10 protein-coding genes, 1 tRNA gene and 1 pseudogene are annotated in these 10,498 nt (G+C 72.2%); 5 read left to right on the forward strand and 7 right to left on the reverse strand.

Annotated elements, in window-relative coordinates:
* The coding region (locus OUY22_RS33235; RefSeq protein ID WP_270159237.1) for a GNAT family N-acetyltransferase at window positions 1-543 on the reverse strand (543 nt) is incomplete at its 3' end.
* 105 nt (window positions 544-648) lie between these two features.
* Between OUY22_RS33235 and OUY22_RS33240 the strand changes: the two genes are divergently transcribed.
* The 3 genes from OUY22_RS33240 to OUY22_RS33250 are packed head-to-tail and all read left to right on the forward strand — an operon-like array spanning window position 649 to window position 4,140.
* The gene (locus tag OUY22_RS33240) at window positions 649-1,851 is read left to right on the forward strand and encodes an acyl-CoA dehydrogenase family protein (protein WP_270159238.1); all 1,203 of its coding nucleotides are present in this window, start codon (window positions 649-651) and stop codon (window positions 1,849-1,851) included.
* Window positions 1,852-1,873: 22 nt separating this feature from the next.
* Window positions 1,874-3,037 (forward strand): acyl-CoA dehydrogenase family protein, encoded by a 1,164-nt coding sequence (locus OUY22_RS33245; protein ID WP_270159239.1) that lies wholly within the window; start codon window positions 1,874-1,876, stop codon window positions 3,035-3,037.
* Window positions 3,034-4,140, forward strand: a complete 1,107-nt coding sequence (locus OUY22_RS33250; RefSeq protein WP_270159240.1) for an acyl-CoA dehydrogenase family protein — start codon at window positions 3,034-3,036, stop codon at window positions 4,138-4,140. Before OUY22_RS33245 ends, OUY22_RS33250 begins: the two co-directional genes overlap by 4 nt.
* 27 nt (window positions 4,141-4,167) lie before the next feature.
* Here OUY22_RS33250 and OUY22_RS33255 read toward each other — a convergent pair.
* Window positions 4,168-4,734 (reverse strand): annotated as a pseudogene (locus tag OUY22_RS33255) (TetR/AcrR family transcriptional regulator); the annotation flags it as partial.
* A 173-nt stretch (window positions 4,735-4,907) separates the two neighbouring features.
* Here OUY22_RS33255 and OUY22_RS33260 point away from each other — a divergent pair.
* A complete protein-coding gene (locus OUY22_RS33260) occupies window positions 4,908-5,672 on the forward strand; it encodes a nuclease-related domain-containing protein (RefSeq protein ID WP_270159242.1) in 765 nt (254 codons plus the stop codon).
* Between the two features lie 35 nt (window positions 5,673-5,707).
* On the opposite strand, the gene OUY22_RS33265 is transcribed toward OUY22_RS33260, so the two are convergent.
* Both OUY22_RS33265 and OUY22_RS33270 read right to left on the reverse strand, forming a co-directional pair.
* Window positions 5,708-7,060 carry a vWA domain-containing protein gene (locus OUY22_RS33265; protein ID WP_270159243.1) on the reverse strand — a complete coding sequence of 451 codons (1,353 nt, stop codon included), beginning with the start codon at window positions 7,058-7,060 and terminating at the stop codon, window positions 5,708-5,710.
* Window positions 7,060-7,893, reverse strand: a complete 834-nt coding sequence (locus OUY22_RS33270) for an AAA family ATPase (RefSeq protein ID WP_270159244.1) — start codon at window positions 7,891-7,893, stop codon at window positions 7,060-7,062. The genes OUY22_RS33265 and OUY22_RS33270 overlap by 1 nt, the downstream gene beginning before the upstream one ends.
* Before the next feature lie 100 nt (window positions 7,894-7,993).
* Here OUY22_RS33270 and OUY22_RS33275 point away from each other — a divergent pair.
* Window positions 7,994-8,067: transfer RNA gene (locus tag OUY22_RS33275), tRNA-Lys, on the forward strand.
* Between the two features lie 111 nt (window positions 8,068-8,178).
* Here the strand turns inward: OUY22_RS33275 and OUY22_RS33280 are convergent.
* The 3 genes from OUY22_RS33280 to OUY22_RS33290 all read right to left on the reverse strand — a co-directional run.
* Complete coding sequence (locus OUY22_RS33280; protein WP_270159245.1) at window positions 8,179-8,709, reverse strand: hypothetical protein; 531 nt, start codon at window positions 8,707-8,709, stop codon at window positions 8,179-8,181.
* On the reverse strand, window positions 8,702-9,214 hold the full coding sequence (locus tag OUY22_RS33285; protein ID WP_270159246.1) for a hypothetical protein: 513 nt from the start codon (window positions 9,212-9,214) through the stop codon (window positions 8,702-8,704). Before OUY22_RS33285 ends, OUY22_RS33280 begins: the two co-directional genes overlap by 8 nt.
* A gap of 54 nt (window positions 9,215-9,268) precedes the next feature.
* A partial coding sequence (locus tag OUY22_RS33290) for a hypothetical protein (RefSeq protein WP_270159247.1) occupies window positions 9,269-10,498 on the reverse strand: 1,230 nt, incomplete at its 5' end.

Consider the following 10,498-nt stretch of genomic DNA (forward strand, 5'->3'; position numbering starts at 1 on the left):
CTCGTCGAGGATGCCGAAGCAGGCCGTGTCCCGCCAGGAGCCGTCCGGCCTGCGGCGGTGACGGCGCAGCGTGCCCTCGTGCAGGCCGCCGATCCGCCTGATGGCGGCCTGGGAGCGCAGGTTGAGCGAGTCGGTCTTGAGCAGCACCCGGTTGTGGCCGAGCTTGTCGAAGACGTGGTCGATGAGCAGGAGCTTGCAGGAGGTGTTCACGGCCGAACGCCAGTGGGCGCGGCCGTACCAGGTCCAGCCGATCTCGACGCTCTCGTCGAACCCCGGCACGTCGCAGTACGCGGTCCAGCCGATCGCCCGCCCGCTCTCCCGATGGATCACGGCGAGCGGCACGTGCCTGTCGTCGTCGATCAGGGCGCGGGCGGCCGTCGCCAGGTCCTCCTCGGTGCGGGGGGTGGCGATCGGCATCCACCGCCACAGCTCGTCGTCCCCGCCGCCCGCGGCGAAGAGGTCGGGCACGTGGGCGAGGGTCAGCGGCTCCAGCCGGACGACGTCGTTTTCGAGCACCACGGGTGCGGGAAGGTTCGCGGTCATGGCGCCGACCTTAGAGGGGCCGGTCCGTACCCAGGAGGGCCACCCGGCGGGTTTTGCGGGCGACCACTGTCGACAGACATACCGGCCGGTCGGTAGGCTCGCGGCATGGACTTCGCTTTCGACAGCCTCACCGAGGAACTGCGCGGGCGGCTGCTGCGGTTCATGGACGAATGCGTCCACCCGGCCGAGCCCGCGTTCGAGGAGCAGGTCAGGATGAGCGGCTGGGGCGTCCCGCCGCTCGTCGAGGACCTGAAGGACGAGGCGAGGAAGCGCGGCCTGTGGAACCTCTTCCTGCCGGGTGACCACGGTGCCGGGCTCACCAACCTCCAGTACGCGCCGCTCGCGGAGATCATGGGCCGCAGCCCGCACCTCGCGCCCGTGGCCACAAACTGCGCCGCGCCCGACACCGGCAACATGGAAGTCCTGTCCATGTTCGGCAGCGAGTGGCAGCGGCAGGAGTGGCTGCGGCCGCTGCTCGACGGCGAGATCCGCTCGGCGTTCGCGATGACCGAGCCCGACGTGGCCTCCTCTGACGCCACCAACATCGCCACCTCGATCGTGCGCGACGGCGACGAGTACGTCATCAACGGCCGCAAATGGTTCATCTCCGGCGCGATGAACCCCACCTGCAAGATCTTCATTGTGATGGGCAAGACCGACCCCGAGGCGCCCAAGCACCGTCAGCAGAGCATGGTCCTGGTGCCGCGCGACACCCCCGGCATGCACATCAAGCGCGGCATGAGCGTCTTCGGCTACGACGACGCCGACCACGGCGGGCACGCCGAGATCGTCTTCGAGGACGTCCGGGTCCCGGTGGACAACCTCATCGGCGAGGAGGGCGGCGGCTTCGCCATCGCCCAGGCCCGGCTCGGCCCCGGCCGCATCCACCACTGCATGCGCCTGATCGGCATGGCCGAGCGCGCCGTCGAGCTGATGTGCCGCCGGGCGCTGGCCAGGACCACGTTCGGCAAGCCGATCGCCCGGCAGGGCGTGGTGCAGGACTGGATCGCCGAGTCCCGCGTCAGGATCGAGCAGCTGCGCCTGCTCGTGCTCAAGACCGCCTGGCTGATGGACACCGTCGGCAACCAGGGCGCCCACACCGAGATCCAGGCCATCAAGATCTCCACCCCGATCGCCGTGGAGTGGATCCTCGACAAGGCCATCCAGGTGCACGGCGCGGGCGGCGTGTCCCAGGACTTCCCGCTGGCCGCGCTCTGGGCCGGGGCCCGCTCGCTGCGCCTGGCGGACGGGCCGGACGAGGTGCACAAGCGGTCGCTCGCCTACCGCGAGCTCAAGCAGTACATGTGACCCCCCGACGACAGGAGCTGGAGTGGACGAAGCACGGCTCAAGGAGCGCGTGGCAGCGTTCCTGAGCGAGAACGACCCGGCGGGCGACCGGCTGGAGTTCCTGCGCGCCAGGTTCGACGCCGGTCTGGCCTGGGTCTGGTTCCCCGAAGGGCTCGGCGGCCTGGGACTCTCCCGGGACATGCAGGCGGTCGTGGAGCGCGAGCTGGCCGGCACCCCCCAGATCGACGGCGGCGTGCAGGGCATCGGCCTCGGCATGGCCGCGCCCACCATCCTGGCCTTCGGCACCGACGAGCAGAGGCGCCGCTTCCTGCGGCCGCTGTGGACAGGCGAGGAGATCTGGTGCCAGCTCTTCAGCGAGCCCGGCGCCGGCTCCGACCTGGCCACGCTCGCCACCCGGGCCGTACGCGACGGCGACGAGTGGGTGGTCGACGGGCAGAAGGTGTGGACCTCCGGCGCCCACCACGCCCGCTGGGCCATCCTGGTCACCCGCACCGACCCCGACGTGCCCAAGCACCGCGGCCTGACGTACTTCATCTGCGACATGCACGCGCCGGGGGTCGACGTCCGGCCGCTGCGGCAGATCACCGGCGAGGCCGAGTTCAACGAGGTGTTCCTGACCGGCGTGCGGCTCGGTGACGACCTGCGGCTGGGCGCCGTCGGCGACGGCTGGCGGGTCGCGCAGACCACGCTGATGAACGAGCGGGTGGCCATCGGCGGCGGCGGTGGCGGCCGGGGCTCCGGCCTGGTCGGCGGCATGCTGCGCTCCTGGCGCGAGCACCCCGAGCTGCGCACCCACGACCTGCACCAGCGGCTGCTGTCGCTCTGGGTGGAGGCCGAGGTGACCCGCCTGTCGGGCGCGCGGCTGCGCGAGCAGCTCGCCGTCGGCCAGCCCGGGCCTGAAGGTTCCGGCATGAAACTGTCGTTCGCCAAGCTCAACCAGGCGCTGACCGGCCTGGAGATGGAGTTCCTGCGCGACCTCGGCTACGACGACTACGCCTTCCGCCGCTCCGAGACCGTCGACTTCTACGGCCGCGGCCCCGGCTACCGCTACCTGCGGGCCAAGGGCAACTCGATCGAGGGCGGCACCTCGGAGATCCTGCGCAACATCATCTCCGAACGGGTGCTGGGCCTGCCCTCCGAACCCCGCATCGACAAGGACGTGCCCTGGAAGGACCTGCCGCGATGAGCCTGCTCTATTCCGAGGTCGAGGAGGAGCTCCGGGCCGCCGTGCGCGACCTGCTCGCCGACCGCTGCCCGCCGGCCGTGGTGCTCAAGCGCGCCGAGTCGCGTCCGTACGACCCGGACCTGTGGAAGACGCTGGCCGGGGAGATCGGCGTGGCGGGACTGCTCGTCCCCGAGCAGTACGGCGGCGCGGGCGCGTCGGCCAGCGAGGCCGCGGTCGTGCTGGAGGAGCTGGGCCGCGGCATCGCCCCGGTGCCGTTCTTCACCAGTTCCGTGCTGGCCACGTACGCCCTGGTCCGGGCGGACGCGGGCGAGCTGCTCGAACGGCTGGCCGACGGGCGCTCGACGGCCGCGCTGGCGGTGTCGTTCGCCGCGTCCCCGTACCTGCCGGAGCGCGGCGCGTCGGTGCGGGTGTCGGACGACGGCACGCTGTCCGGCGCGGTCACCGGCGTCGCCGGGGCCGACGTGGCCGACGTGCTGCTCGTCCCGGCCGGGGGCGGCCTGTATCTCGTGGAGGGCGCCGAGGTGCGGGCGACGACCTCGTTCGACCTGACCCGGCCGGTCTCCACCGTGACGCTCGACGGCGCGGCCGCCACCCGCGTGGGCGACGTGGACCTGGCGGACGTGCTGCGGTTCGGCGCCGGGCTGCTCGCCTCCGAGCAGTACGGCGTCGCACAGTGGTGCCTGGACACCACGCTGGCCTACGTCAAGGAGCGTCACCAGTTCGCCCGGCCGGTCGGCTCCTTCCAGGCGATCAAGCACCGGCTGGCCGACCTGTGGCTGGACGTGGTGCGCGCCCGTGCCGCCGCCCGCAACGCCGTGGCCGAGGGCTCGCCGACCGCCGTCGCCGTGGCCCAGGCGTGGAACGCGGGCGTGGCCGTACGCGCCGCAGAGGAGGCGGTCCAGCTGCACGGCGGCATCGGCATGACCTGGGAGCACCCGCTGCACCTGTATCTCAAGCGCGCCAAGTCGGCCGAGGTCGCGCTCGGCACGCCCGGCGACCACCGGGAGGCGCTGGCCTCACTCGCCGGGGTGCCCGGCCCCGCCGGGTCGCCCGGTGCCGAGCTCGCCGGGCCGTCCGGTGCCGAGCTCGCCGGGTCGTCCTGACCCGTGCTCACCGGGTCGCCCTGACCCGAGTGAGGTGAGCAGCAGGTCGGCGAAGTGCTCGCCCACCTGGGCGCCGGTCAGCGGTCCGTCCGCGTGGAACCAGGTGCCCAGGTGGTGGACCGAGCCGAAGAAGTAGTCGACGACCAGCTCGGCCGGCACCCGGTCGCTGAACACGCCCTCGCGCTGGCCCTCCAGCACCAGGGCACGGAAGCGCTCGTGATAGCGGCGGCGCTCGGCCCGCACGGTCTTGCGGGTCTCGGGGGCGAGCAGGTGCATCGACCGGAAGAAGATCTTGGAGTCGTCGAGGTTGTCCGTCGTGGTCTCCACCACGTCGGCCGCCGCCCGGTACAACCGCTCGACCACCGTGCCGCCGCTGTCGGCGATCTGCGTCAGGCGGTCCATCTGCATGCGCAGGACCCTGGCGTAGATCTCGTGCAACAGGTCGTCCTTGGAGTCGAAGTAGTGGTACATGGCGCCCTTGGTGACGCCCGCCGCGACGACGATCTCCTGCACCGACGTGCTCTCGAAGCCCTGCTCGGCGAAGAGCCTGGTGGCCTCGGCCAGGAGCCGCCGGCGTACCGGTTCATCTCTCACGGGAGCAAGCGTACCGACTGGTCGGTCGAACGTCTTGAGTCCCGTCCTTGAGGTACCAATTACGTCACCTTAGGCTCACCTTCCTTCGGCATGGGGTATCTCTTTTAGCGGCGAGGGATCTTCGGAGTGGCAGATCCCGTAATGGAACGACATCTTCATTCGGGGAGTTTGCCGTGCCCGGTGGCTCTATCTACGTGCAGCAGGACGAGAAGTTCACGGGGTCGTCTCCGCAGTGGTGGTACGAGAAGTTCTGGCGGGAGGGGGCCCAGAGCCGGCGCCGCTCGCGGATGCTCAAGGCGGCGGTGGGGGCCGTCGCCGGCTTCGCGCTCGCGCTCCGGTTCGGCCTGCCGGTGCCCGCCCTCTGCGGCCTGGCCCTCGGCGGCGTCGTCGCGGGCGTCGACTGGTGGCTCGACTGGCGCTCGTTCCGGGCCACCGCCGTGTGGCGGGGCAGGCGGCGCGGCGAGGTCATCACGGGCAGGCTGCTGCGGCGTGCGCTCGGCCGGCAGGGCTACCGCGTGCTCGACGGCCGCGCCATCAGGGACCAGGCGTCCATCGACCACCTGGTCATCGGGCCTGGCGGGGTGTGGATCGTCGACAACGAGTCGTGGAGCCCCGACACCGAGATCGCCTCGTACGGCGGCAGGCTGTTCTTCGGCGAGAAGTACGGCACGAAGATCGCCAATCAGCAGACCGCCGCCGCGAAGGCGTTCGCCGAGCTGCTCAGCCGCGAGACCGGCATCGAGGTCGTCATCCGCCCGCTGATCGCCGTCCACTGCGGGATGCTGCCGCGCGGCGGCACGCTCACGGCCGAGGGCCTCACCCTGCTCAAGCCCCGGCTGGCGGCCAAGCACATCAAGGACAACCGGACCGCCGTGCTGGACGCGACGCAGATCGAGCTGCTGGCCCGCACCGCCGCCCGCGAGCTGCAGCGCGTCTAGACCCCACGGTCAGACCCCACGGTCAGACCCCACGGTCAGGCGAGCTCCTCGATGAACGCGGCCAGCTGGGCCACGTTCCTGCACTCGTGCATCGGCACCACCGAGCCGTACTCGGTGGCGATCGAGTCGCCGGTGTCCCACTGCCGGCGCGGCTCCGGGTTCAGCCAGTACGCGTGCCGTGCCTTGCCGGTCAGCGACCTCAGCACCTCCAGGGCCGGCGGCTGGTAGTTGGAGCGCGCGTCGCCGAGGATGAGCAGCGAGGTCTTCGGCCCTATCGCGTCGCCGTAGCGTTCGGCGAAGGTCTCCAGCGCGTGGCCGTAGTTGGTGCGGCCGAAGCGCACCATGTCGGCCTCGTGCGCGAGCCGGGCCAGCGCGTCCACGACGTCGGCTCCCGGCTGGAAGAACCGGGTGATCTCATCCACCGTGTCGACGAACCCGAACGCCCGCACCTTGGTGAACTGCTCGCGCAGCGCGTACGTGAGCAGCAGCGTGAAGTGCGCGAACGACGACACCGAGTCGCTGGTGTCGCAGAGGACGACCAGCTCCGGCTTGTGCGGCCGGGGCGGTTTGACGTGGATGTTCAGCGGCACGCCGCCGCTCTGCAGCGAGGCCCGCACGGTGCGGCGGAAGTCCAGCCGCCCCCGCCGCCCCTTCCTGTGCTTGATCGTCAGCCGCGCGGCCAGCCTGCGGGCCAGCGGGTGGACCTCGCGGCGCAGCCTGGACAGGTCGGCCTTGGTGACGCGCAGGAAGTCGATCTGGTCGAGGGGCGGCCGCACGGCCGAGCGGGAGATCTTCTCGATGCCGGAGTCCTCGGCGATGCGGCGGCGCACGTCGGCGGTCACCGCCTCCTCGAACCGCCGGATGCCCGAGTTCACCCGCTGCCTGGCGGTCTTCTCGGCCAGCCCGCCGCGCTCCCGCCCGGCGAGCGCCTCACGCAGGATCCCGGCCATGAGCGTCTCGGGCGACAGGGCGCGCAGCACGCTGTAGGAGAACCAGTTCTGCCTGCCCGGTTGCGCCTCCTGCCTGCCGAAGCGGTCCACCATGGCGCGGGCGAACGCGCGCAGCTCGATCTCCGTGCCGTCCACCAGCAGGCCGGCCAGGTGCTCGCGCAGCTCGGCGACCGGAGCCTGCTCCAGGTCCACCTCCTCGCGCTGCCGCAGGCCGCTGATCGCCGGTGGGAACCACAGGTCGAACAGCACGTCGAACCCCGGCCGGTAGGCCGGCCTCTTCACCAGCGTGGCCGCGTACGCCTCGCGCAGCGACTCCCGCTCGGCCAGGTCGATCACCCGCAGCGCCCGCGCCGCGTCCAGCCCTTCGGCCAGCGAGACGGGCAGCCCCGCGTCCCGCAGCGCGTGCACGAACCCGACGTGCCTGTCGACGAGCGACATCAGGCCAGCCCGAGTTCCTTGACGGCGCGCTCGTGGTCGGAGTTGTGCTTGAGCACCACGCCGAGCGTCCCCGCCACCGTCCCCTCGTCCAGCTCGGCCCGCCCGAGCGCGAGCAGCGTGCGGGCCCAGTCGACGGTCTCGGCCACCGACGGCGCCTTCTTCAGCTCCAGCGCCCGCAGCGTCGCCACCGTGCGGGCGAGCTGCTCGGCCAGGTCGGCCGGCAGTTCCGGCACCTGCGCGAGCACGATGTCCCGCTCGCGCTCCGGCGTCGGGTACTCGATGTGCAGGTAGAGGCAGCGCCGCTTGAGCGCCTCCGACAGCTCGCGGGTGGCGTTCGAGGTCAGCACGACGTACGGCCTGCGCCGCGCGGTGATGGTGCCCAGCTCCGGGATCGTCACCTGGAAGTCGGAGAGCAGCTCCAGCAGCAGGCCCTCGACCTCGACGTCGGCCTTGTCCATCTCGTCGATGAGCAGCACGGTCGGCTCCTCGGCCCTGATGGCCTTGAGCAGCGGCCGCTCCAGCAGGAACTCCTCGGTGAAGATGTCGTGGTCGGCGCTGGTGGCCTGGATGCGCAGCAACTGCTTCTTGTAGTTCCACTCGTACAGCGCCCGCGCCTCGTCCAGGCCCTCGTAGCACTGGAGCCGGATCAGGGCGGCCCCCGTGGCCTGGGCGACCGCCTTGGCCAGCTGGGTCTTGCCGACCCCCGCGGGCCCCTCCGCGAGCAGCGGCTTGCCGAGCGCGGCGGCCAGGAACACCGAGGTGGAGATGGCGTCGTCGGAGAGATAGTCGACGGCGGCGAGCCGCTCGGTCACGTCGGCGGGGGAGGCGAACATCAATGCTCCTGTCTGGTGGCCGAACTTTATTCTAGCCAGATAGGTCCGCGTCCAACCGATTCGACCAGCATGCGATTCACCGGTATATTCATCTCCGCAAGCGCCGCTAGCTCAGTTGGTCAGAGCAGCTGACTCTTAATCAGCGGGTCCGGGGTTCGAGTCCCTGGCGGCGTACCGCACAGAAACCCCGGTTCAGGAGACTGAGCCGGGGTTTCTTTCCTTGCCGGGGCCTCCTCGTCGTTCTGGTGCTCATGCCCGAGCGTGGCGAAGCCGGGCGGCCCCCCGTCAGCGGCCGTGCAGGCGGCGGAAGTCCTCCAGGTGCCCGCGGTAGGACGCGAGATCGCTCTCCAGCTTGTCCCTGGTGAGCCGCTCGGGCTCCGACTCGCGCAGCGCCCTGCCCGTCTCGGTCCAGAAGTCCCCGGGGTCCAGCTCGGCGGCGCCGTCGGGGAAGAACTTCAGCGCCTCCTCCACCGCGTCGGCCGCGAACCGCCAGCCGGACGCGACCTCGTCGAACGTCCCGGCGTCCGAGGGGTCGGCGGCGAAGAACAGCGCGCCCTCCAGCGCCCGGCGCGCGTACGTGGTCGCGACGAGCACCCACTGGCCGGGATCGATCAGTTCCGACAGGCCCGCGCCGAAGGTCAGGTCCTGCTCCCGCGCCCACGCCTCGGACTCGCGGGGCACCAGCACCTCCACGTCGCCGAGCCGCACCAGCCAGCCGTCGGCCACCTCGTCGGTCCGCGCCCCGCGCGAACCGCCGGCCAGGTCGAGATAGACGTACGCCTCCACGAGCGTACGGGCGAGACCGGGCTCAGGCACGCCGGCTCACCAGGTCCTGGTAGGTGTCCCTGACGACCAGCAGCCGGTCGAGCCGGAACCGGCCGGGCTCGGCCGCCCGCACCCGCAGGCCCCGCTCGGACCAGAACCCGTCGTCGGGCACCTCGTCCGCGCCGGCCGGCACGAACTTGACGACCTCCGCCACCGCCGCGGCCGCCACCCGGAGCGTGCGCTCGGCCTCGGCCGGGTCGTCCACCGGGACGTTGCCCGCCGACAGGTCGGCCACCCACATCCACTCGCCCGCGTCGAGCAGCTCTGACGGCTCCGGGCCGCCGAACGTCGGATAACCGGCGGGCATCACCGGACGCTCCGGCAGGCCGAACACGTACTCACGCGGGGACGCGCACTCCCGGCACGTGCCGGAATAGAGGTTGACCAGCTCGCCCTCCACGCTGACCAGCCCGCTCTCCCAGGTGGTGTCCGCCGACCCGCAGGAGCACGGATGCAGATCGAGATAGAGGTGAGCCTCGTCTCTCGCCCTCGCCACCGCGAACACCATGACCGTCCTCTCCCTCGGTGCACCATCTCTCGGTGAATCTCATCATGCCGGAAGCGCGTCCGCCGGGTCCCCGGCCGGCCGTTGGCGTCCGCCGCACGTGCACGGCCCGTCCTCGGGGCACAGGCACTCCGGCGGATCCCATCCGGTGGTGTTGGCCAGCGTACGCAGGCGGTGCAGGATCGCGGCCCAGTCGCGCGGCCGCTCGTTCGCCGCGAGCGTGGCCAGTTCGGCCGCCACCGGCTCGGGCAGGAGCCCCAGCGTCTCCCGGTCGGCGGTCGAGACCAGGTCGAACAGCACGCCCAGCCGGCCGGGCCGCTGCGCCACGGTGGCGGTGCGCACCTGGCGGACCGCCTCCGACAGCTCGGACAGCTCGGCCAGCGTCGCCTGGTCGGCGCTCGCCAGGCCCTGGGCCAGGGCGATCGCCCGCGCGGTCATGGCGGCGGCGGCCCGCTCGGTCGCCCCGATGGTGAGCCGCCCGTCCACCTGGAACACCAGCCCGCCCTGTTCGGGGATGCGGCTCAGCTCCGGGTCCCGGTTCGGCGCGGCGGGCTGCGGCGGGCGGACCTCGATCCGGATCGGCGGCCGGCCGGGCAGCAGGACGTCGATCACCCCGGTGGACGACACGCGGGTGCGGCCGCCCATGGCGGCGGTGGCGCGCTCGATCGCGGCGGACGCGGCCGACTCCGGGAGCGTGGGACGCCTGCCGGAGAGGGTGTCTCTGAGCTCCATCCCGCCGTTGAGGAGGCGGTCGATCCGGCTCCGCGGCTCCGGGGCGGCGTCGCGCTCCCCCGTGCCCCACGGGGGAGGGGGCGGGGTCTGGCCGCGGCGGTCCAGGTCGGCCGCGATGGCGTCGATCGCGTCGGCCAGCCGGGCGCGTTCGGCGGCATCGGTGGCCGCGTGCCACTTGCGCGACAGGTGGGCGTGCTCGTCCAGGCGGGGGACCACACAGAGGTCGTCGCCCTCGACCGGCCGGCCCGTCAGCGACGGCCTGATCACGCCCTGCGGCGCGCCGCCCGCGGTCGCGGTGACCGTCTGGGCCACGTGCGACAGCTCGTGCACCAGGACCGACGACACCACGTCCGGGTGGATCCGCGACCACAGGCGCATCACGTGCGGGTCCTCCGGCGTGCCCGCCCGCACCTCGGTCACGGCGTTGCGGCCCGCCCCCGGGTCCTCGACGAGCACCCGGACGCGCTGGTCGGGGGCGGCGGGGAACTGGACGTTCAGCTGGTCGCCGGAGACCCAGGAGACGTGCGCGGCGGCGCCGCCCAG

This window comes from Nonomuraea corallina (assembly GCF_027620315.1).
Classification (GTDB): domain Bacteria; phylum Actinomycetota; class Actinomycetes; order Streptosporangiales; family Streptosporangiaceae; genus Nonomuraea; species Nonomuraea corallina.

Excerpts from the sequence above, each read along its gene's own strand:
- OUY22_RS33250 (WP_270159240.1), top strand. The coding sequence starts at position 3,034 with ATGAGCCTGCTCTATTCCGAGGTCGAGGAGGAGCTCCGGGCCGCCGTG.
- OUY22_RS33240 (WP_270159238.1), top strand. The coding sequence starts at position 649 with ATGGACTTCGCTTTCGACAGCCTCACCGAGGAACTGCGCGGGCGGCTG.
- OUY22_RS33265 (WP_270159243.1), bottom strand. The coding sequence starts at position 7,060 with ATGTCGCTCGTCGACAGGCACGTCGGGTTCGTGCACGCGCTGCGGGAC.
- OUY22_RS33270 (WP_270159244.1), bottom strand. The coding sequence starts at position 7,893 with ATGTTCGCCTCCCCCGCCGACGTGACCGAGCGGCTCGCCGCCGTCGAC.